The organism is Acinetobacter sp. 766875, assembly GCF_000582055.1.
In the GTDB taxonomy this organism is placed as follows: domain Bacteria; phylum Pseudomonadota; class Gammaproteobacteria; order Pseudomonadales; family Moraxellaceae; genus Acinetobacter; species Acinetobacter nosocomialis.
The window spans coordinates 245,638-267,850 of sequence record NZ_JEXX01000001.1 but is presented as its reverse complement, the minus strand read 5'-3'; the positions used below and the strand labels follow the sequence as shown (position 1 = coordinate 267,850).

The window sequence follows — 22,213 nt, the reverse complement described above, 5'->3', positions numbered from 1 at the left end:
GGAATGAATGGCATGGTGGAGTTACCCTTTCAACAATCACAAGCCTTGAATGTTCGCCAAAACCGTGCCCTTGCCTTGGCGGGGGTATTTCAAGCGACCCAGCTTACGCATATGACCGCTATGACAGGTCAACAAAGTATTGGTGAAAGTGGTAACTTCTATTTTGAGCTATTAATAAAGGCGAGTTTAAATATTCGCCCTACAACAAATAATAATACCGTTCAGACATTAGATTTTTTTAATCAATTGGCTGATATTTCTCTAGGTCTTAAAACTCTTGAGAATTGTATTACCCAGCCTTTTACCAATGCGCCCAAATCTCGTTTGCCTAAAATGCGTAGTGCAAAACTTCCTATGTCTTACGCGATGTCACTTTTGCAGCTAGAAAAGAAGGTCTATAGCAATCCTGAGTATGTGGCCATTATTGAAAAAGCACAGCAGAAGATTTTAAAACAGCTTTCTTTTTTCGATAATAACTATTTACACCCCAGCATTTTAGCCAATTTGGCACAAACCTATGTTGATACTGCCGGGCAAATTAATCCACGCATTCTTGTTCGTGGTAATGCTGAGGCATTTAAAGATACCAACCATACCAACCGTATTCGTGCTTGTCTGTTTACAGGGCTACAAATGGCTCATTTATGGCGACAACTCGGCGGTAGTTCATGGAACATGATTTTTAGCAAACGTAAATTGCTACAGGATATTCAAGCTCTTGCTCGCTTACAGTACCAAGTTATCTAAGGCTGTAACGAGATTATTTTTGTTTTATGTTTATTCCAGCATTAAGGAATCGTTATGAACGCTTTAACCGCACTATCACCATTAGATGGACGTTATGCCAGCAAATGTGATGCGCTACGCCCTTTTCTTTCTGAGTTTGGTTTAATTCATGCTCGTGTCACTGTAGAAGTGCGTTGGTTACAAGCGCTTTCTAACCGTCCAGAAATTATTGAAGTTGCTCCTTTCTCAGCTGAAACAAATGCAGCTCTAGATGCAATCGTAAGCAACTTCTCTGAAGAAGATGCGAATCGCATTAAAGAAATTGAACGTACAACTAACCATGACGTAAAAGCCGTTGAATATTTCTTGAAAGAGAAAATTGCTGGTATTGCTGAATTACAAAATGCGGGTGAGTTCATTCACTTTGCTTGTACATCAGAAGACATCAACAACTTGTCTCATGCGCTTATGCTTAAAAATGGTCGTGAAGTTTTAGTATCAAGCATGAAGCAAATTTTAAATGCAATTTCTGCTTTAGCAACGACTCATGCTGAACAACCGATGTTGTCTCGTACACATGGACAAACTGCTAGCCCAACAACTTTGGGTAAAGAAATGGCGAACGTTGCATATCGTTTAGCTCGCCAAATCAAGCAATTTGAAAATGTTGAGTTACTCGGCAAAATCAATGGTGCAGTAGGTAACTACAATGCTCACCTTTCTGCTTACCCAGATGTTGATTGGCCAGCCCATTCACAAGCTTTTGTTGAATCTTTAGGTTTAACATTTAACCCATACACAACTCAAATTGAGCCACATGACTACATGGCTGAATTATTTGATGCGTTACGTCGTTACAATACAATTTTGATCGACTTTAACCGTGACGTATGGGGTTATATCTCTTTAGGTTACTTCAAACAAAAACTTAAAGAAGGTGAAGTTGGTTCTTCAACTATGCCGCACAAAGTTAACCCGATTGACTTTGAAAACTCTGAAGGTAACTTAGGCATTGCAAATGCTGTGTTGGCTCACTTAGGCGAAAAATTACCAATTTCTCGCTGGCAGCGTGACTTAACTGACTCAACTGTACTTCGTAACATGGGTGTTGGTTTTGCTCAAAGCTTAATTGCTTTTGATGCTTGCTTAAAAGGTATTGGCAAACTTGAATTGAATGCAAACCGCTTGAATGAAGATCTTGACCAAGCTCAAGAAGTTCTTGCAGAGCCAATTCAAACCGTTATGCGTCGTTATAACGTTGAAAAACCATATGAGAAGTTAAAAGCTTTAACTCGTGGTCAAGCAATGACTCGCGACATGATGGTTGATTTCGTAAATGGTAATGAACTTGCTCAAGTACCAAGCGAAGAGCGCGCTCGTTTAGCTGAGCTTACACCTGCAACTTACACAGGTAATGCAGCTGAACAAGCAAAACAAATTAACGATTTAATTAGCAAAATCTAATTAAAAAAATTTGATAAAAGCGAAGCTTAGGCTTCGCTTTTTTATTACACTCATATTCATCAAAAGAAATCTTATTTAGAAAATGATCGAAAAAAAATTTAAGCTTAAACATTATATTGCGCTTAGTCTGCTTTTCATTGCCATTATCATTTCAGGTATACAGCCTCTTGAGTTTGAAGCTTATTTACTTCATCAAGCTGGAACTGTTTTGATGCTGATTCTACTTTTTATTATTTTTAAAAAAATTGGTCTCGATTTTTTAAGTTTTTGTTTTTATTTACTGTTTCTTTTAATCCACGTAATTGGTGCTCATTATCTTTATTCATACGTTCCATACAATGACTGGATTCAGCACATCTTTCATTTTAATTTAGATGAGTACATGGGCTGGTCTCGTAATATGTATGATCGACTTGTCCACTTTTCATATGGTGCTTTGCTCTACCCTCTTATCTATCGTGTTTTCCAAGTATGGTTGCCGACCGCACGTCCTTTTTCTCTATTTTTGCTTGTAGTCCAATTCGTGATGGCATCGAGTGTATTCTATGAATTAATTGAATGGGTAATCGCAATAGGCTTATCACCTGAACAAGCGGAAAACTATAATGGGCAACAAGGTGACATGTGGGATGCTCATAAAGACATGCTACTCGCTACAACTGGAGCAATCTTCTATGGGCTTTTTGCCTTGATAACATCACCAAAATTAGCCCATAAACCTTAAATAAAAAGCGCTCAATGAGCGCTTTTTATTTGTTACCAAACGGCCTGTTAAACAACCGGATAGGTTTGCTCTAAAATATTTTGCAAAGGTGAAGAACTCGTATTTGGTAAAATTTGATCAAAATTTGTTGTTTGATCAATTGAAGTATTTACGTCAGTTTGCTCAGGTATCTGCGTTGTTTTCAATGCTGTCGATAATAGAAGTTTTGAGACAGGATCTGAATCGTTTAAAGAAGAGCTTTTTAGCAAATCATCTACAGGAACAGTTTTCTGCTGATTCGTAGGCTCAGTTGTCGTACTTTGCGTAACCTTTAAAGTGTGTAACCCAACACTATCTGCTAAAGATGGTGTTTCTGTACTTAAAGTACTGACTGAAGCATCAGCCAGACTCGCGACTTTCGGTGCAACCACATAAAAAGTAAATGGAGAGCTTGCTTCACTGGTCAGCCCTGCTGCATCAGTTTGGGTTAAAGTAATGCTGTGCTTACCAAGAGTTAAATCTTTATCAAAAGTAAATGACCAAGATCTACCAGCCGTTACAGTCACCACCCCAATTGCAACACCATTATCATAAATCGTAAGTGTCGCATTAGCTTCACCTGAACCTGTAAGTTTTGGTCTAGCATCGTCAGTTTCCGAACCTGCTGCAATAGCGCCTTTTATGTCACCTACATCATCTTCTACACTATTTAAGATAGGTTTTGTCGGGGGTATGGTATCTTTTGTCCCCACAATGTCGAGACTTTCAGATCTATTTCCAGCACCATCGATCGCTGAAACAGCACCATGGTTGTTATCAGTTAATGCAGGCGAAATAGTAATCGTAAATTTTCCATTCGCATCTGCCGTTCCGGTACCAATCACTTTACCAGTTGCATCTTTAATTTCAATTTTGGCATTGGCTTCCGCTGTACCAGTTACCGAAGTTCCATCTGCATTAATTTGAGCCGTTGGTTTATCCGGTGCAATCGAGTCAAAGCCCGGCTTAATTTCAACGGGTTTAGACATATTACCGGCTGCATCTTCAACAACTACTGTACCTTTTTGGGATTCTGTTAAAGCAGGTGAAAGTGTAATTTGAAAGTCACCTTGAGCATCGGCGGTCCCACTTCCAATCACTTTACCATCGGCATCTTTTATTTGAACTTTTGCATTTGCTTCAGTTTTACCATGTATTACTGACCCTTCTTTGTTGACTTCAACAAAAGGAGAAGCTGGTGGCACGGTGTCTTTACCCGCAATAATTTTAACTTCTTCAGATTTATTACCAGCAGCGTCTTCAGCAACAACTTTACCGCCCGCTTCACTGGTTAACGGCGGAGTAAGCTTTAAAGAATAAATACCATCTTTATTTGCAAAAACAGAACCTAATACTTTGCCAGTGGCGTCATACACTGTAATTTTGGCATTTGCCTCTGCCTTACCAGTCAACAATGAACCATCATCGCTCAATTGGGCCTGCGGAGCATCTGGAGGTATTGTATCTTTTGTACCTGTCACAACAGTCGCTTTAGAACTATTTCCAGCCGCATCTTGGGCAATAACGTTTAATTTGTCCCCATTCACGAGCGGCTTATCTAATTTAACAGTGTAGTTACCACTTGCATCTGCAACACCCGATGCGACTGTATTACCTGCAGCATCTTTAAGATAGATTTTTGCATTTGCTTCAGTTTTACCAGTCACTGTCACGGTATCATCAGCAAGCGTAGCTGTAGGAGCAGCAGGTGCGATTAAATCAGGTGCACTTGATGAGTCATCCTTATCATCTTTCTTAAAAGCCCAAAGATATAATCCTTCCGCAGCTAAAACTGCTAAGCCTGCTTTGAGTACATTACCCATCGTAAAACTTGGATCACTATCAACCGCCATAGTTGCAGCTGCTGGACTCGTACTGGCATAGCCTAAATCTGTAACATGATTTAAGCCTTTATAATCGATCACTTTACCTTGAGCATCGAATTGCGCTTCAACAAATTTTCCATGTTCAGTCGGAAAAACAAGTGAATGCTCTGTTGTATTTGTTGCTTCATTAAAGAAATTTTCTAAGACAATAGTCTCTCCATTTTTTAAATGGATAACTAAGCGCCCACCCTGTTTTTCCATGGATGCAATATCTTTTTGGCTTACACCAATCTGAATAATAGTAGGCTGATTTAAAATTACTTTGTTGAGTTGACCATCTTGCAGAACGTCCAAACCCTCTTTGGATGCCACAATTATTCTTGTCATTATTTCCTATCCTGAATTTCAGTTATATTTTTAAATGTGTAACTTTTTAAATGAAACATCTAAAAGCTATTTTATTGTTGCCTAAAATATCAAAATCACTTATCTATCACAATTCAATAAGTATATTTATCAACAATATTTTTTGAATTTTTATTAAAAAATAACTTCGAATAGAGTTTATATAAAACTTATATATTACATTCTTAAATAAACAAAGCTAAAAGCTCCTACAAGAAATAAGATGAATAATGTCATAAATTTAGTTATTTTTTTATCTGCCCATGTCATTTTAAGCATCGTCCAACCCTGAAAGCGTTTAGCAAGAATGCTATTTAAAATAAGCGTTGAAAGATGCAATATAACCAAAGCTAAAAATAAGTTTGCGAAAAATGAATGTAAGTCTCTCAAAGCATAAGTAAAGTGTTCTGTTCCGTATCCAAGTGCTACAACAACAGGAATGAGTATGAAAATAAATACAATCGAAGCTTGAAATAGCCCAATACTGAACAATTGAATTGTATTTTTCGAAAAAAGACTGACTGAATTTGTATGGCTAAAGGACTTTTTAATTGCATTAAATGCCATAGTGCTCCGCTTCTTTAAGCCAAATGGCGCAGTACTTGAAACACGTGGACTTAAAAAGTGCCAAATAACCCGTGTAATAATGCCAATCAGGAGAATATAACCAAACATCATATGCACCTGATGTAAGTCCTCGTTATCCCCTGTAAAATAAGCACCAACGAAAGAAACCATAATAATGATGTGCAAAACTCTTATAAGAATATCAATATGCGATAACGTTTTTGACATCACTAAACTCAAAAATTTAAAAATAATATTAACTTTGGCAATTAAAACTTAAATAAATATTAATCAAATTTGGTTTAATCAATTCCATAAAAAAAGAGTACCTATAAAGGTACTCTTTAGTTAAAACATATCTTAATTAAAATTTGGTATCGCGCATTTGCACTAAAGTTGAATTCGCTTTTGCCAACGTATCTGCAACTTTATGCATTACTGCTGGAATCAAGCTATCTGCCATTTGTGCTGCTTGTAAACCTAACTTTTCACCCAAAGTCGCCTTTTTGCGTGTGTTAATCACATAGACGTCATGCTGAGGTAACAACGCTAATAGGTATTCATCGGAAGTTTGTAATTTATCTACAAGGTTTAAATCAAGCGCATCTTGTCCATACCAGTGCTCACCTGTAGCAACTTTATCTACATTAAGCTGTGGACGATACTTTTCTACAAAGTGCTTAAACAGGATATGCGTCTGTTGTAGCTCTTCTTCAAATTTCGCTTTACCTTCAGGTGTATTTTCACCGAACATAGTCACAGTACGCTTATATTGCCCTGCTGTGTAAAGTTCAAAGTCAACGTTATGCTCTTTTAAAAGACGATTGAAATTTGGAACTTGAGCAACGACACCAATTGAACCCACAACAGCAAATGGTGCAGAAATAATTTCATTTGCAATACAAGCCATCATATAACCGCCACTTGCAGCGACCTTGTCGACACAAATCGTTAAATGAAAGCCTGCATCACGTAAACGAACTAACTGAGCTGCTGCTAGTCCATAACCATGAACCATACCACCCGGACTTTCAAGACGTACCACTACGCGGTCACGTCCAGCTTTAGCGGTAGCTAAAATAAGTGTGATTTCTTCACGGAGGTTTTCAACCGCAGATGCTTGAATATCACCTTTAAAATCTAAAACAAAAATTTTCTGATTGTTCTTACGGCGGATTTTAGCTTCTTTCGCAAGTTGTTGAGCCAATTGTAAAAGCTCTAAACGGCTTGCTGTCGTTTGTGCAATTTTTTTTCTCTGTTCATTTACACGTGCATTTAAATGGCTGACACGTATTTCCGCAGGGAGTTTAGGCAAATGGAATAACATAAAATTCTATGCTCATAAGTTTGTCTTTATAGCCTTAAGATGTGGTTCTTTTGATTAAAATTCAATAGCGATTTTGCAAAATAGATTCATTTTCATTTATTAAATAAAAAAAAGAGCACGAGGCTCTTTTTCTTTTATAACTATAAATTAACCGAAACGACCAGTAATGTACGCTTCTGTCAATTGATGGTCAGGTTGAGTAAATACTTTCTCTGTAGAGTTTACTTCGATTAGATCTCCTAAATGGAAGTAAGCAGTACGGTCTGAAACACGCGCCGCCTGTTGCATTGAGTGCGTTACAATCACAATCGTATATTGGTCAGAAAGTTCTGAAATCAGTTCTTCCACTTTTGCTGTTGCAATTGGATCAAGTGCAGAACATGGTTCATCCATCAAAATGACTTCAGGACTTACCGCAATTGTACGCGCAATACATAAACGTTGTTGCTGACCACCAGATAAGCCTGTACCCGGCTGATTTAAGCGGTCTTTAACTTCTTCCCATAGACCAGCTTTACGCAAGCTATTTTCAACAATTTCTTCTAGGTCGTATTTATCACGTGCTAAACCATGTAACTTTGGTCCATATGCAACGTTATCAAAAATAGACTTAGGGAATGGGTTTGGCTTTTGGAATACCATGCCCACTTGAGCACGTAGTAACACTACATCCAGATTCGGATCATAGATATTTTTGTCATCTAAAGTGATCTTACCTGTTACACGACAACCATCAATTGTGTCATTCATGCGGTTTAAAGTACGCAGGAAAGTCGATTTACCGCAGCCTGATGGCCCGATAAATGCAATCACTTCATTTTGGTAGATATCTAAATCAATGCCTTTAATCGCTTCGAAGTCACCATAATAAACATGGGCATCTTGTGCACTGATCTTGATTTCGGTTGAGTTTGGCTTTTTTGAAGTATGTGGCTCAAAATGCGAAACATACGAAGTGCCATGATGCAGTTGTGTATCTGTAAGTGGAGATTGTTCAGTATTCACTAACTTATCCTTTTCTAAGGAATTCGTAATATCAATAGTATTCATTATTTATCCTCTATTACCAACGCACTTCGAACTTTTTACGTAACCAAATTGCAAGGCTGTTTAAACCAATCATTAATGCAAGGAGTACGATAATCGCAGCAGCTGTACGGCCTTCGAAGAAGTTACGCAACTCATTACCTTGCCATAAGTAAACTTGAACAGGTAAAGCAGTTGCTTGATCAAATGGAGTGGTTGGAATACTTGCAACGAATGCACTCATTCCGATTAAAAGTAACGGTGCAGTTTCACCTAGAGCATGTGCCACACCAATAATTGAACCTGTCATGATGCCCGGCATAGCCAAAGGTAAAACATGGTGAAAAACGGTTTGTACTTTAGATGCCCCTAAACCAAGAGCAGCTTGTCGAATTGATGGAGGTACAGCTTTTAAAGAAGCACGTGTTGTAATAATGACTGTCGGTAATGTCATTAAACTTAATACCAAACCACCGACAAATGGAGCTGATAATGGTAAATGCATCCAGCCAATGAAAATTGCAGCACCAAGTAAACCGAATACAATTGAAGGAACAGCAGCAAGGTTATTAATGTTGACCTCAATGATGTCGGTAATAAAATTCTTTGGAGCAAACTCTTCCAGATAAATAGCACTCGCCACACCAATTGGGATCGAGATAATAATCACAATCAACATCATGAATAATGAACCCATGAATGCGCCTGCAAGACCACTAATTGCTGGTGAGCTACGAGAATCCGGATTCTTAAATAAGTTAGTATTAAACGTATTTTCAAGAATACCTTTTGCTTTCAAATCATCTGCAAGCTTACGGATTTCCGGATCGAGCTGCTGCTGGTCATCTGGTAATGAACGGTCAATGTTACCTTTTAACCAGACATCTACGTTAGCATCACCCAAGAAAGTAAGATTCTCTTTTTTACCAATGAGTGATGGGTCAGCAAATACCATGTCACGTAAACGATAAGCTTCCGAGCTTGCGTAAAGGCTACGTAAAGAATCACGTTGTGACTCAAGTGAAGGGTCTTTAGCAACTATTCCATTTACGATGAGGCTGTCCCAATCCACCATACCCATTTTTGTTTGCCAATCGACATAACGTTCTTGGTAATGAGCAGGTGTTTCACCTTGTGCACGTACTGGCAACGGACCGGCATCAATCACTTTAGGATCGAAGTAAACTGGTACATTCATACTGGTTTGCCAAAATGCAGGTAAACCTTTTACCAAAATACTACCAAACAGTAGCGCTACGAATGCAAGGCCAATAACCACTGCTGATAAACCAGCAATACGGAAAGCTTTTTCTTTACGGTGACGTTTAGCCAATGACTTTTCAATGACTTTTTTACGGCGATCACGTGCTTGAGCAGCAGCTTGTGGATCAAATACGTTCTGATCCATAGGAGACGATGTATTTGATGTACTCATTCGTATTGCTCACGGTATTTACGCACAATGTACAGTGCAACAATGTTTAATCCCAAGGTGATTACAAAGAGTGTTAAACCCAGTGCAAATGCCACCAAGGCCTGTGGGCTTGCAAAATCGGTATCGCCAGTTAACTGTTTTACGATGGTTACAGTCACTGTCGAAACAGCTTCAAACGGATTTGCATGTAGAAGTGGACTGTTCCCCGCTGCCAAAACCACAATCATGGTTTCCCCCACGGCACGTGATACAGCCAATAAAAATGCCCCAGTAATACCCGGTAATGCTGCTGGTAAAACCACTTGGCGAATTGTTTCTGATTTGGTTGCGCCAAGTCCGAGTGACCCATCACGAAGTGCACGAGGAACTTGAGTAATAATGTCATCAGATAAAGATGAAACGAATGGGATAATCATAATTCCCATTACGAAACCAGCAGTCAGTGCACTGGTTGCGTTAATTTCAATACCAATATGAGCACCAACAGCTTTAAAGAATGGACCAATAATCATCATGGCAAAAACACCATAAACAATTGTTGGAATGCCCGCTAACACTTCAATCGTTGGTTTTGCCCATGAACGTAACCATGGTGAAGCATATTCAGCTAAATAAATGGCAATCATTAAGCCAACAGGTACAGCAACCAATAAAGCAATACCACTGACCATGAGCGTACCCCATAGCAATGGTAATAACCCATAACTACCTTCAGCATTACCTGAAGTACTAAAGCCAGGGTTCCATTCTGTACCAAAGAAAAAGTCGATTGGACTTACAAAATGGAAGAAGCGCATTGCTTCACCAAACATCGACATTACGATGCCGATTGTGGTCAAAATTGCTACACCTGAACACAAGATCAAACCAACATTGATGGCACGTTCAACTTGGTTACGTGCACGATACTCTTGGCTGATTTTTTTCTTTGCCCAGACTAGACCTAATAATGCAGCACAAACAACAACAGCAAATTTGGCAAAAGAGCCAATCGTTTGAAATTTTGCATATTGCTGAGCAGCAGCTAACTCATAAGCTGCCGGATGATCACTTACCCCAAAACCAGAAGCAATCGCTTGAACTCGATCAACAAGTACACTTCTTGCTGCTTCATCAAGAGAAGCTGACACAGAAGCTGGAACATTATTAAAGATAATATGATTTAAAATATTTGGTTCAACTAAGTTCCAAATCATCAAAATTAAAAAAGCAGGGATACCGCACCAAAGTCCAACCAGTGCGCCATAATAACCAGGACGAGAATGTAATGTCGCCGAGTTGCTTCCCTTACCTGCTAGGTTACGGCTTTTTCTCAGCCCAAGTTGATATGCAATTGCCACAAGGGCTAACAACACACCGATAAGTAGCAGATTCATGTATTCTCCACTGTTTTCTCAATTGTCATAATTTGGGAAAAACGTGTTAGACAAAAAGGCTGATGATCACTTGGGATCACCAGCCCCTATTCAAAACAATTTATTTAACAGTTTTACCTGCTTTAAAGTCAGCTAAGACTTTAGCGCGTTCTGCGTCAGACATCGCGATTAAACCGTCACGCTCAGCTTTAGAACCTTTACCAGTCGCTTTTTTGCTTAGGAAGTATTCTACATACTGTGGTAAACCTTTAACTGATTTTAAGTGTTCGCCTTTTACATAGAAGAATAATGGGCGAGATACAGGGTATGTACCATTTAACACAGTTTTCTCAGAAGGAAGAACGTTGTTTACTGATGCTACACGTAACTTGTCACGGTTCATGTCATAGAAACTTAAACCAAATACACCGACTGCACTTGGAGAAGTTTTTAAGCGAGCTAGAGTTTCTGTATAGTCGCCAGCAATTTCAATTACACGGCCATCTTTACGGAAAGTCGAACATGCTTTCTTCTGAGCATCTTTATCTAGGTTTTTGAAGTATTCGTATGATTCACATCCAGCATCAACCATTTTTTCTTGGAAAACTTCACGCGTACCGTGGTTAGACGCAGGAATTACAAGCGTAATAGGTTCATTAGGAAGTGATTTGTCAATTTGGTTCCAGTTTGTATAAGGGTTTGGAACCAATTTACCTTTTGAAGGTAACTGTGCAGCTAAAGCAGCAAACACATGGTAAGGTTTTAATTTATAAGCTGCTTTGTGTGAGCTAGACGCAAATACAATGCCGTCATAACCGATTTTGATTTCTTGAATTTGTTTTACGCCAGCTTTGTTACAAGCTTCAATTTCTGTAGTTTTAATTTTACGAGAAGCGTTTGCAACGTCGATCGTGTTGTCACCAACGCCTTGACAGAATTGTTTTAAACCAGCAGAAGAACCACCAGAACCTACAACAGGAGTTTTAAATTGAGGGAATGTATTACCAAACTCTTCAGCTACAACGCTGGCAAACGGTAATACAGTTGAAGAACCAGCAATTTGAATCGTATCACGAGCTGCATTTGCAGTCGTTGTTACAGCGGCCCCAGTTACTGCTAACGCAATTGCGATTTGACGTGGATTTAAGCGCATTCTGTTCTCTCTCATTAATGCAATAGGTTGTACGTCACTTTTTGTTTAGTGCTTGTACGCTCTTCGATAGCTGCATTGTGAATAGAAAATATGACAAATAAGTTACAGTATTATGACGCTTTAATGATTTTTATAATGTTCATTGTCACATTTTTAATTTTATTTTATATCAAGCATTTAAACTTATTTTATAAGGCTTAGAGAACCTAATTTTTATATTAAATATGACAATCATCCCAATTACCAAATTTACAATTATTCTTAAATTATAAAAACTTAAAGAATTTAATAAATTGTTATTACAAATTTAATTTTTGACACATTTCTCAAATTTTTAGATGACATATTTGTTTTTAAAAAATTATTTCGTTCAAAGATGAAAATATTATGACAAAAAGATAAACGGTTACCTGCTTTTTGTCAGATAACCGCAATATCACCGTAAATTAAGCTTATCAGTTTGATTGTACTTCTGGCATTGGGACCATTTTTTTACGGTACTTCAAGAAATACATAATGGCTAAAACAGCAAGCCAGATCGGCCCCAAAATCACAGCTAGTCTCATATCTGGAGTCATTGCCATAATAATAAGAATGAAACATACAAAGCTAATGGTTAAATAGTTACTCCATGGGCTCATGATGCTTTGAAACTTAGTTTGACGACGTTGTAATTTCATTGCTTTAGTAAATTTCAAATGCGTGACAGAAATCATGAGCCAGTTAATGACAAGCGCTGCAACAACCAACATCATAAAGAGCTGAAAAGCTTGGCCAGGAATTAAATAGTTCACCACCACACAGACTGCTGTGATTGATGCAGACACCACTGCTGCCGGAACTGGAATACCACGGCTATTTACTTTTTTCAAAATTGCTGGCGCATTACCCTGCTCTGCTAAACCATGCAACATACGGCTATTACAATAAATACAACTGTTATAAACCGAAATAGCAGCAATCAAGACCACAAAGTTCAGAACATTGGCAACGCCATTACTATTGAGTGACTGGAAAATTAAGACAAATGGACTACCGCCTTCTGCCACCATATTCCAAGGATAAAGACATAAAAGAATACCAATTGCACCGATATAAAAAATCAAGATGCGGTACACAATCTGGTTCACTGCTTTTGGAATTGTTGTTTCAGGTTTTTTGGTTTCTGCAGCTGCAATACCAATAAGCTCTAAACCACCAAATGCAAACATAATCACAGCCAAAGCCATAATAAAGCCATGAATACCATGCGGAAAGAAACCACCGTGTTGCCATAAATTTGCAACACCTGCTTGCGGACCTGCTGAGCCTGAAAGTAAAAGATAAGCACCGAAGCCAATCATACTTAAAATCGCAACAATTTTAATGCAGGAAAATAAGAACTCGGATTCCCCAAAAAAGCGGACATTTACCAAGTTAATGCCGTTAATTAAAATAAAGAAAAATAATGCAGTCATCCATGTCGGAATTTCAGGCCACCAGAACTGTATAAACGTACCAATTGCACTCAGTTCGGCCATACTTACCAGTACATACAACACCCAGTAGTTCCAACCAGACATAAAGCCAGCCATTTTGCCCCAGTATTTGTTCGCAAAATAACTAAAAGAACCACTTACCGGTTCTTCAACAACCATTTCACCTAAATGACGCATAATTAAAAAGGCAATCACTCCTGCAATTGCATATCCTAATAAAATTGAAGGACCTGCCAGTTTAATTGTTTGTGATAGACCTAAGAATAAACCTGTTCCAATCGCCCCTCCGAGTGCGATGAGTTGAATATGCCGATTGGATAAGCCTTGTTTTAACTCGTGCTTATTGTTTGCATCCATAACATTATCTCCAATGTTGGTGTCACTTCCTGTACACCTTTATTCAGCACCACATCCGAAGATCAGAAACCGACCTTCGGACATAAATTGCTTTAATATGAGTCCATTTAATTTTGAGAAGACGTGTCCTATCTTCTATTTAAAACGAGCTTGCATCCTTACATTTAATAGGTTGGGAACGCTCCTTTAAAATTTCGTAGCCACGATCGCCGTAATCAAAACGTGCAATCACAGAAGCAAATTTTTTCAAACTCACCGGGGCATCCATTGCTGGTAGTTTTAATTCAATAAAAGTTAACTGGTCATTTTGCTGAACGTTGTCTAAAACACTCTTTAACTGTCCTGCGGTTTCAACCACGTAAGTGGTATGACCTTTTTTACCGTTAAATACCGCTGGAATTTCAGTGTATTTCCAGTTTTGCACGTCGTTATAGGCAGCGTTTTCACCCATAATTAAGCGCTCAATGGTATAGCCGCCATTGTTCAGCAAGAAAATAATTGGTTTTAAGCCATGACGGATAATTGTAGAAAGCTCTTGTACCGTAAGCTGGAACGAACCGTCACCAATAAATAAAATTTGACGGCGTTCTGGAGCAGCCAACAAACTACCAAGCAAAGCAGGTAAGGTGTAACCAATAGAACCCCAAAGTGGCTGTGCAATATATTTTGCTGTAGCAGGCAGTTTTATACCTGACAAAGCAGAGTTTGAGGTCCCTACCTCACCAATAATCACGTCATCTTCTTTTAAGAAACCTGAAATGTAGTTCCAAAGCACATCTTGGCTTAGCCTCTGTTGAGCTGGCGCTTCAACTACTTTCTGAGGTTGTTTTTCAAGAAGGGGAACTGACGATTTACGTGGCGCAACTTTTTTATTTAGCTCAACAAGTAATTGTCCAATTTCAATACCCGGAAAATCCTGACCAAAAATATTTAAACCATAAGATTTAATTTCGATGTAGTTCTTGGTCTCAATTTGATGAGTAAATACAGCTGAGCCTACATCGGTAAAGCGCGCGCCAATACCAATTAAACAGTCAGATTGTTCAATGATATTTTTCACATGCGGTTGACTCGCCCCACCAACATAAGTACCAATGTAGCGTGGTGAACCTTCATCCATAATATTTTTTGCAGTATTCATACCTGCAAATGGAATTGAGCATTTTTGAGACAAATCATTTAAAAGTGAAGTTACACCAAAAACTGAAGCTTCATTATCAATTAAAAGCGCTGGACTTTGAGCATTCTCAATAATGTCACAAAGTTTGCTCACCACACTTTGCAATAATTCAGGCTCAACAGCTGGATAACTTAGGTCGAGCGGACGCTCAGACACTTCAATTTTAACGTGAGTAATATCACCAGGTAGTTGGATGTGTACAGGACGGCGTTCAAGGAAACACTGACGTAACACACGATCAATTTCAGAAGCTGCATTTGCAGGAGTTAAACGAGTTTGGGCAACTGTGAACTCTTTCATACAGTTCATAATATTGTCATAGTTACCATCGACAAGCGTGTGGTGAATTAAAGTGCCCTTTTGTACTGCATGTAAAGGTGGAATACCTGAGATATGAATAAGAGGTACATTTTCTGCATAGGCACCTGCAATACCATTAATGGCACTTAAGTCACCTACACCATAAGTGGTTGCCAAGGCAGAAAAACCGTTAATTCGTGCATAACCGTCTGCTGCATAGGCAGCATTTAATTCATTACAATTTCCAATAAATTCGAGTTGTGGGTCTGCTTCAACTTGTTCTAGATATGAGAGGTTAAAATCACCAGGTACACCAAAAAGATGTTGGATACCCATTTGTTTTAGACGAAGATTTAAAAATTCACCAATTTCTATGAACATTGCTCTATATCCTTTGAGACCAATTTTTATTCCATAGAAAAATAATATTTCATCTATCTTTTAGATTTCGTGCATAATGAAAACGCATTTTAATAAAAATACATGATTTGTGTATCATAAAAGGATTTTATGCAATGGATAAGTTCGACTGGCAAATCATTCAGGCACTACAAAAGAATGGACGACTCACCAATCAGGAAATTGGAGATTTAATCGGTTTATCTGCTTCTCAATGTTCAAGACGACGTCAATTGCTTGAGCAAAAAGGCGTGATTCTTGGCTACACGGCACGCATCCAGCAACAGGCGCTAGGGCTTGAAGTTACAGCAATGATTCACATTAATTTAAGGACACACGAAGCCAAATCACAACAAGCTTTTCAAGAGCTGATTGAAGCTGAAGATAACATTCAGGATGCTTTTTCAATTAGTGGTGATGCTGATTTTATTTTAAAAGTCGTTGCTGAAAATTTAGAACAGCTTTCTCAATTTGTGACTGAAAGATTACTTTCTTACAATTTTATAGGTCACATAAAGTCTTACATCGTTCTGAAAAAAATTAAAGAACAGAATCATTTTTTAATCAAGCCTAAAAGCATGAGCTATCATCACTCTCAATAAAATAACTCAGCTTTTCACTCTTAAAAGTGAAAATAAAAAGGCGGATACTAAATCCGCCTTAAAATTAATATTTAGATTTTACTAATATGGACCGTTTGCCCAATCGTATTTTCAAGCAAACCTTCCAAACCAAATTCAGCGCCTAAGCCAGACATTTTCCAGCCACCAAAAGGTGCATGAGGCAACACTTCTGCATGGGTATTAATCCAAACCGTTCCGCATTGAAGCTGCGTAGCATAGGTCTGTGCGGCTTTAAGATCAGAAGACCAAATTGAACCGCCTAAGCCAAACTCACTGTCATTGGCACGGGCAATTGCATCGTTGATATCGGTATATTTTAAAACAGGCAACACTGGACCAAACTGCTCCTCTTGCACCACGCGACAAGAGTCAAAAACTTCAGTCAAAATAGTTGGCGCAATAAAGTAGCCTTGCTCTGGTAACTGTTGTTGTCCAGAAAGTGCTTTTGCACCTTGTTCAATCGCTTCAGCAATAAGAGCTTTCACCTTGTTATATTGCATTTGGTTTTGTACTGGACCAAATGTTGTAGAAGATGCCATACCATCTCCCACCACTTGAGCGTTGGCAATATCAGCTAACTTTTGAGATAAAGCCTCATATTGGCTTTCATGTACATATAAACGCTTCAATGCCGCACATGTTTGACCAGCGTTTAAGAACGCCATATTAAAAATCTTAGCTGCAATTTCATCGATATTTGCATCTGGCAATACAATACCAGCATCATTACCGCCGAGCTCTAAAGTTAAGTGTTTTAGCTGCTGAGCTGCCCCAGCCATAATGTGCTGACCAGTTCGAGTTGAGCCAGTAAAGACAACTTTTTGCACATCTGGATGAGAAGATAATGCTTCGCCAATCTCACCAGCTCCAACCACAATTGAGATTACACCAGCCGGAACTTCTTGCTGAATGATTTCACATAAACGTAAAGTCGATAGTGGTGTGTATTCAGAAGGTTTGCTAATCACAACATTACCCGCACGCAATGCAGGCATGATGTGCCAAACTGCAATCATGAGTGGCCAGTTCCATGGCGTAATTGAAGCCACTACACCCAATGGTTGGCGATGGCGCTCAATACGCTTAGTTTCACTGTCTTCAATTACTTCTACCGGTAAATCCATAGAAGCCGCATAACGCGTCCAGCCAATTGCACCCTGCACTTCCATTTGTGCAAGTGCCAGTGGTTTACCTTGTTCAAGAACAACCAGCTCTGCGAGCATTTCAGCGTGCTTTTCAATGCCATCTGCAATTTTATTTAGGATTGATTTACGTTCATCGTGCGAGACTTGTTGCCAAGCTTTAGATGCCTGTTTAGCTGCACTCACTGCCTGGTTCACCTGCGCAACTGATGCTTTTGCACAACGTGCAGCAGTTAAGCCAGTAGCAGGGTTAATAATTTCTAGTTCACCTTGTTCACCTGAACAACGTTGACCGCCAATAATGAGTTTAAATTCATTGAGCATATTCGCTTGTTGCATTTTTTTCTTCCTTGTCTTAATTGTAATTACAGCCTCTTACTTTTTTCAGTTAAAGCGGGATTATTTAAAGTAAGTGCGATATTGATATATCAATACAACCCAAAATATCTGGAACCTACCAATACAATAAGAAATTTGCTCCCCATAAATCATGCATAATTATTTTTGTTTTTTGAAAATATGCATATTTTGTGCATATTAGTCTTTTCCGATGCACACTTTTAATAAAAATAATATGTAATAAAAAAGCCCGGCAATAAACCGAGCTTTTTAGTATCAACTCAATTAGTCGATTGGTGGTACGTAATTACCAGAAGCAATCGCATCTTTAATGCGGTCAGCTTCAGCCAATACTTGAGCTAAAAGGTTTTTAACATTTTCAAATGTTACAACAGGGCTTAATGTAGTCATTTTCAATGACTGTACATTACCCACTTTTGTTACACCGATATTTGCTTCACCACGTGCAAACAATTCGTCTGCTACGTTTTGGTTTAAGCTATCGATGAACTCGGCTGGGTAGCCTTGTGGCACAACACGGAACAATACCGAAGCAAATTGTGGTTCAACTAAAAGCTCTAAACCTTCAGTTGCCTTAATGTAATCTGCAACTTCACGAGTCAGTTTTACACCATGATCAATCATTGAACCATAAAGGTCTTCACCTAGAGATTCAATGGTCATCCACAATTTCAATGCATCAAAACGACGAGTCGTTTGTAATGACTTAGATACAAGGTTTGGTACACCGTGCTCTTCGTCATAAGCAGAGTTCAAGTACTCAGCTTCGTAGTGCATGAAACGATAGTTCGCTTCGTCTTTTAACAAGAACGCACCACAGCTAATGCTTTGGAAATAATGCTTATGGAAGTCGAGGGTGATCGAGTCAGACAACTCAATACCATCAAGCATTGCACGATAGTCATTTGACAAGATCAGTGCACCGCCCCACGCAGCATCAATATGCATCCATGAACCATATTTCGTTGTGATTTCACGAATTTTCTTCAATGGATCAATTGCACCAGCATCGGTTGTACCTGCTGTCGCAACAACACAAGCAACAACTTTACCTTCAGCTTGAAGATGCGCCATCGTTTTTTCAAGAGCATCAACATCCATCTGAGCATTTTCATTCACAGGTACAGTTACAACTGACTGGAAGCCCATGCCCATCATTGCCATGTTCTTTTGCACAGAGAAATGCGCATTTTCAGAACAAATGACTTTGACGTTTTTCATTGCTTCAGCTGGAATACCATCACGCTGTACAGACCATGGATTACCATTTTCGTCTTTCCAGTTTTTCGCAATGCACCAGTCACGAGCAAGCAACACACCCATCAAGTTAGATTGAGTACCGCCAGAAGTGAAAACACCTGCCTGACCAGAACCATAACCTACTTTTTGACGCAACCAATCAATCAGCTGAACTTCCATTAATGAACCTGCCGGGCTTTGATCCCATGAGTCCATAGACTGGTTAGTTGCATTGATTAACACTTCCGCTATCTGGCTCATCACCATAGTTGGGCAGTGTAAATGCGCTAATGAATGTGGATGGTGTACTTTCAAGCTTTTATTTAAGAAAAGCTCAATCATACGTTGAAGAGATTGTTGTACACCCATACCTTCTTTTGAAGGTTGGAAAGAAATTGCTGAACGCAATTCTTTAATGCTACCGCCTGTGTACATTTTTTCATTTTGCAACCATGCTGAAACGGCTTTTACCGCTTCGCCCATTGCTGACTCATAGTCAGCAATGGATTGTGCATCATTGCAGAGTAACGCTTTACGATGTTCTGCAAAATCCACCATATTTAAGCGCCTCGTACTGCAACCAATGCTTCTGCAACTGCTTTCTTGAAGCGGGCAATTACTTCAACACACTCTTCTTGAGTAATGATGAGTGGGCAAAGTAAACGAATTACTGTACCGTTACGACCGCCTTTTTCAAGCAATAACTTGTTGTTAAAGCAAGCAGTCTGGATCGCAGCTGCTAACTGAGAATCAGCAGGATGAGAACCGATACGGTCAGCAGGTTTACGCTCGTCAACGATTTCAACGCCGATCATTAAACCACGGCCACGTACGTTACCAATACATGGGAATTCAGTAGCTAATTTTTTCAATTCAGCTTGTAAGAAGTCACCACGCTCTTGCGCATTTTGAGCAAGATTTTGTTCGCTAATCGTTTTTAATACGACAAGACCAGTACCCATAGCAAGTTGGTTACCACGGAAAGTACCCGTATGACCAGCAGGCTGCCAAGCATCAAATTTACGTTTAATACCTAATACTGCAAGTGGTAAACCACCACCTACTGCTTTAGACATTACGACAACATCAGGTTCAATACCTGCATGTTCAAATGCAAACATTTTGCCTGAACGTGCAAAGCCAGCTTGAACTTCGTCTAAAATTAAAACGATGTTGTGCTTTTCAGTTACTTCACGGATTTTTTGCAACCATTTTACTGGAGCTGTAACAACACCGCCTTCACCCTGAATTGCTTCAAGAATGACAGCAGCCGGCTTAGTTACACCGCTTTCAACATCTTCAATAAAGTTTTCAAAATAGTAAGTTAAAGCATCAACACCAGCTTCACCACCTAAACCAAGTGGGCAGCGATATTCATGCGGATATGGCATGAATTGTACGCCTGGCATTAAACCATTAACTGCATTTTTCGCACTTAAGTTACCAGTCATTGCTAGTGAACCATGGGTCATACCATGATAACCACCAGAGAAACTGATTACTGAACTACGACCAGTGTAAGTCTTAGCAAGTTTAATTGCTGCTTCAGTCGCATCTGCACCAGCAGGACCACAGAACTGTAAGCAATACTCTTCTTTACCACCTGGTAAATATGCTAACAACGCTTCAGTAAACGCATCTTTTAAAGGTGTGGTTAAGTCTAAAGTATGCAATGGCAAACCACTTGCCAATGTGTCTTGAATACTTTGAATCACCGCAGGATGATTATGACCTAAAGCCAATGTACCTGCCCCAGCTAAACAATCAAGGTACTGTGTACCTTCAACATCAGTAACCCAGCAACCTTGTGCTTTCGCTATCGCTAACGGTAATTTACGTGGATAGCTACGAACATTCGATTCCATTTGACTTTGGCGAGTCAAATAATATTCGTTAGTAGCATTAGTGGCAGGGTTGACAGAAGTAACGCTCATATCGGATTACCATCTCTGATAAGGGTAGAAAGAAATAAGTCTGGTGACTTTTGGTCCTTTGACTCGGTGCTTTATAGAACTAGCGAAGACACATATTTTATATCTTGTAACTAGGAGCGCGATGATACCTAATTTTGCAAGAAAAAAAACGTCTTTTGTGTACTTTACTCATCTAATCTTATTGAAAAAATGTATTATCCCAATAGTTATGATGAATTATCATCATACTATGTGACAACCTAAAGAAAATATTCTTTTTTTATATTAGTTTGATTTTTTAAGTTACATTGAAATACTTTATTTTTAAGTTTTTATTTTTTAAAGCTTTTGTCTGCACCAAAAATTAAAAAACTTGATTTAAATATTACAAATACCCCACAAAATCTGCAAAAGTTATGCATAACTTATGTTTAACATTTCTTAATGAAAAAAAATTAAATTTATATTAATTTTTAAAGGATAAATTTATGCGTACTTTAGCAATATCTACTCTTCTCCTTGGTACGGTACTCAGCCCTATGGTTTTTGCCCAAGATGATAATGCACTTCACTACAATATTGTAAATGTTCAAGCTGAAGCTTCTCGTCAGGTATCTAACGATGAAATGCATGCAACGTTATATATTGAAAAAAGTAACAAGCAGCCTGCTGAACTTTCAAATCAAATTAACCAGTTAATGAATCAAGCACTGGCGACTTCACGCAAATATCCGCAGGTAAAAGTGGAAACCGGTGCTCAAAGCACTTATCCAATTTATGACAATGACAGTAACAAATTAAAAGAATGGCGTGGCCGTGCAGAAATCCGTTTAGAAAGTAAAGATTTTAAAGCAGCAAGCCAATTAATTAATGAGTTACAACAAAGCTTTCAAACTCAATCCATTAATTTTAGTGTTTCAGATGAGCAACGTAAAAAAGTTGAAAATGAGTTAATGGTTGAAGCGTCAAAAAGCTTCCAGCAACGTGCTCAAATGTTGACTCAAGCTTGGAATAAGAGCCAATACACGTTAGTTAATCTAAACCTAAACACGAATAACTATTTTCCTCAGCCTGTAATGCGTGCAAGTATGGCTAAATTTGCGTTGGCCGAAGCTGCAGCCCCAGCTCAAGATATGGCTGCTGGTGAGTCTAAAATTACCGTAAATGCAAATGGTTCAATCCAGTTTAAATAATTA

Annotated in this window: 17 protein-coding genes; 5 read left to right on the top strand and 12 right to left on the bottom strand. The window is 38.7% G+C overall.

The genetic code is table 11. From position 1 onward, the window contains the following. Positions 1 to 12: 12 nt before the first annotated feature. From hflD to J576_RS01200, 3 genes are all read left to right on the top strand, one after another. Positions 13 to 747 carry a high frequency lysogenization protein HflD gene (hflD, locus tag J576_RS01210; protein WP_000229973.1) on the top strand — a complete coding sequence of 245 codons (735 nt, stop codon included), beginning with the start codon at positions 13 to 15 and terminating at the stop codon, positions 745 to 747. Positions 748 to 801: 54 nt separating this feature from the next. Next, complete coding sequence (purB, locus tag J576_RS01205; RefSeq protein ID WP_002052704.1) at positions 802 to 2,190, top strand: adenylosuccinate lyase; 1,389 nt, start codon at positions 802 to 804, stop codon at positions 2,188 to 2,190. Positions 2,191 to 2,272: 82 nt separating this feature from the next. Further along, positions 2,273 to 2,914: a DUF2238 domain-containing protein gene (locus tag J576_RS01200; protein ID WP_002052686.1), complete on the top strand. Its 642-nt coding sequence runs from the start codon at positions 2,273 to 2,275 to the stop codon at positions 2,912 to 2,914. A gap of 47 nt (positions 2,915 to 2,961) precedes the next feature. On the opposite strand, the gene blp2 is transcribed toward J576_RS01200, so the two are convergent. From blp2 to J576_RS01155, 9 genes are all read right to left on the bottom strand, one after another. After that, a complete protein-coding gene (gene blp2, locus J576_RS01195) occupies positions 2,962 to 5,145 on the bottom strand; it encodes an Ig-like repeat protein Blp2 (RefSeq protein ID WP_033855461.1) in 2,184 nt (727 codons plus the stop codon). A 195-nt stretch (positions 5,146 to 5,340) separates the two neighbouring features. Continuing rightward, on the bottom strand, positions 5,341 to 5,958 hold the full coding sequence (locus tag J576_RS01190; RefSeq protein WP_002052456.1) for a cytochrome b/b6 domain-containing protein: 618 nt from the start codon (positions 5,956 to 5,958) through the stop codon (positions 5,341 to 5,343). 136 nt (positions 5,959 to 6,094) lie between these two features. Next, on the bottom strand, positions 6,095 to 7,057 hold the full coding sequence (gene sohB / locus J576_RS01185; RefSeq protein WP_002052504.1) for a protease SohB: 963 nt from the start codon (positions 7,055 to 7,057) through the stop codon (positions 6,095 to 6,097). Between the two features lie 147 nt (positions 7,058 to 7,204). Next, positions 7,205 to 8,107 (bottom strand): phosphate ABC transporter ATP-binding protein PstB, encoded by a 903-nt coding sequence (gene pstB / locus J576_RS01180; protein WP_002052705.1) that lies wholly within the window; start codon positions 8,105 to 8,107, stop codon positions 7,205 to 7,207. A 13-nt stretch (positions 8,108 to 8,120) separates the two neighbouring features. After that, on the bottom strand, positions 8,121 to 9,518 hold the full coding sequence (pstA, locus tag J576_RS01175; protein WP_025467960.1) for a phosphate ABC transporter permease PstA: 1,398 nt from the start codon (positions 9,516 to 9,518) through the stop codon (positions 8,121 to 8,123). Continuing rightward, entirely contained in the window at positions 9,515 to 10,894 is a 1,380-nt protein-coding gene (pstC, locus tag J576_RS01170) for a phosphate ABC transporter permease subunit PstC (protein WP_002052700.1), read from the bottom strand. Before pstC ends, pstA begins: the two co-directional genes overlap by 4 nt. Positions 10,895 to 10,994: 100 nt before the next feature. After that, positions 10,995 to 12,026 (bottom strand): substrate-binding domain-containing protein, encoded by a 1,032-nt coding sequence (locus tag J576_RS01165; RefSeq protein ID WP_002052826.1) that lies wholly within the window; start codon positions 12,024 to 12,026, stop codon positions 10,995 to 10,997. A gap of 455 nt (positions 12,027 to 12,481) precedes the next feature. Beyond that, entirely contained in the window at positions 12,482 to 13,861 is a 1,380-nt protein-coding gene (locus tag J576_RS01160) for an amino acid permease (RefSeq protein ID WP_002052892.1), read from the bottom strand. A 139-nt stretch (positions 13,862 to 14,000) separates the two neighbouring features. After that, positions 14,001 to 15,722 (bottom strand): alpha-keto acid decarboxylase family protein, encoded by a 1,722-nt coding sequence (locus tag J576_RS01155; protein ID WP_002052651.1) that lies wholly within the window; start codon positions 15,720 to 15,722, stop codon positions 14,001 to 14,003. 134 nt (positions 15,723 to 15,856) lie between these two features. Between J576_RS01155 and J576_RS01150 the strand changes: the two genes are divergently transcribed. Next, the gene (locus J576_RS01150) at positions 15,857 to 16,342 is read left to right on the top strand and encodes an Lrp/AsnC family transcriptional regulator (protein WP_000357090.1); all 486 of its coding nucleotides are present in this window, start codon (positions 15,857 to 15,859) and stop codon (positions 16,340 to 16,342) included. 71 nt (positions 16,343 to 16,413) lie between these two features. Here J576_RS01150 and J576_RS01145 read toward each other — a convergent pair whose 3' ends face one another. From J576_RS01145 to J576_RS01135, 3 genes are all read right to left on the bottom strand, one after another. Continuing rightward, entirely contained in the window at positions 16,414 to 17,844 is a 1,431-nt protein-coding gene (locus J576_RS01145) for an aldehyde dehydrogenase family protein (RefSeq protein ID WP_002052866.1), read from the bottom strand. A 285-nt stretch (positions 17,845 to 18,129) separates the two neighbouring features. Continuing rightward, entirely contained in the window at positions 18,130 to 19,662 is a 1,533-nt protein-coding gene (locus J576_RS01140) for a pyridoxal phosphate-dependent decarboxylase family protein (RefSeq protein ID WP_002052478.1), read from the bottom strand. Between the two features lie 2 nt (positions 19,663 to 19,664). Further along, complete coding sequence (locus J576_RS01135; RefSeq protein ID WP_002052610.1) at positions 19,665 to 21,038, bottom strand: diaminobutyrate--2-oxoglutarate transaminase; 1,374 nt, start codon at positions 21,036 to 21,038, stop codon at positions 19,665 to 19,667. A gap of 467 nt (positions 21,039 to 21,505) precedes the next feature. On the opposite strand from J576_RS01135, the gene J576_RS01130 reads away from it, so the two are divergent. Continuing rightward, on the top strand, positions 21,506 to 22,210 hold the full coding sequence (locus J576_RS01130) for an SIMPL domain-containing protein (RefSeq protein WP_002052708.1): 705 nt from the start codon (positions 21,506 to 21,508) through the stop codon (positions 22,208 to 22,210). The last annotated feature ends 3 nt before the right edge of the window (positions 22,211 to 22,213 follow it).

Bases quoted from the DNA above. Each gene is read 5' to 3' on its own strand.
- hflD (WP_000229973.1), top strand. From the start codon at position 13: ATGGTGGAGTTACCCTTTCAACAATCACAAGCCTTGAATGTTCGCCAA.
- purB (WP_002052704.1), top strand. From the start codon at position 802: ATGAACGCTTTAACCGCACTATCACCATTAGATGGACGTTATGCCAGC.
- J576_RS01200 (WP_002052686.1), top strand. From the start codon at position 2,273: ATGATCGAAAAAAAATTTAAGCTTAAACATTATATTGCGCTTAGTCTG.
- blp2 (WP_033855461.1), bottom strand. From the start codon at position 5,145: ATGACAAGAATAATTGTGGCATCCAAAGAGGGTTTGGACGTTCTGCAA.
- J576_RS01190 (WP_002052456.1), bottom strand. From the start codon at position 5,958: ATGTCAAAAACGTTATCGCATATTGATATTCTTATAAGAGTTTTGCAC.
- sohB (WP_002052504.1), bottom strand. From the start codon at position 7,057: ATGTTATTCCATTTGCCTAAACTCCCTGCGGAAATACGTGTCAGCCAT.
- pstB (WP_002052705.1), bottom strand. From the start codon at position 8,107: ATGAATACTATTGATATTACGAATTCCTTAGAAAAGGATAAGTTAGTG.
- pstA (WP_025467960.1), bottom strand. From the start codon at position 9,518: ATGAGTACATCAAATACATCGTCTCCTATGGATCAGAACGTATTTGAT.
- pstC (WP_002052700.1), bottom strand. From the start codon at position 10,894: ATGAATCTGCTACTTATCGGTGTGTTGTTAGCCCTTGTGGCAATTGCA.
- J576_RS01165 (WP_002052826.1), bottom strand. From the start codon at position 12,026: ATGCGCTTAAATCCACGTCAAATCGCAATTGCGTTAGCAGTAACTGGG.
- J576_RS01160 (WP_002052892.1), bottom strand. From the start codon at position 13,861: ATGGATGCAAACAATAAGCACGAGTTAAAACAAGGCTTATCCAATCGG.
- J576_RS01155 (WP_002052651.1), bottom strand. From the start codon at position 15,722: ATGTTCATAGAAATTGGTGAATTTTTAAATCTTCGTCTAAAACAAATG.
- J576_RS01150 (WP_000357090.1), top strand. From the start codon at position 15,857: ATGGATAAGTTCGACTGGCAAATCATTCAGGCACTACAAAAGAATGGA.
- J576_RS01145 (WP_002052866.1), bottom strand. From the start codon at position 17,844: ATGCAACAAGCGAATATGCTCAATGAATTTAAACTCATTATTGGCGGT.
- J576_RS01140 (WP_002052478.1), bottom strand. From the start codon at position 19,662: ATGGTGGATTTTGCAGAACATCGTAAAGCGTTACTCTGCAATGATGCA.
- J576_RS01135 (WP_002052610.1), bottom strand. From the start codon at position 21,038: ATGAGCGTTACTTCTGTCAACCCTGCCACTAATGCTACTAACGAATAT.
- J576_RS01130 (WP_002052708.1), top strand. From the start codon at position 21,506: ATGCGTACTTTAGCAATATCTACTCTTCTCCTTGGTACGGTACTCAGC.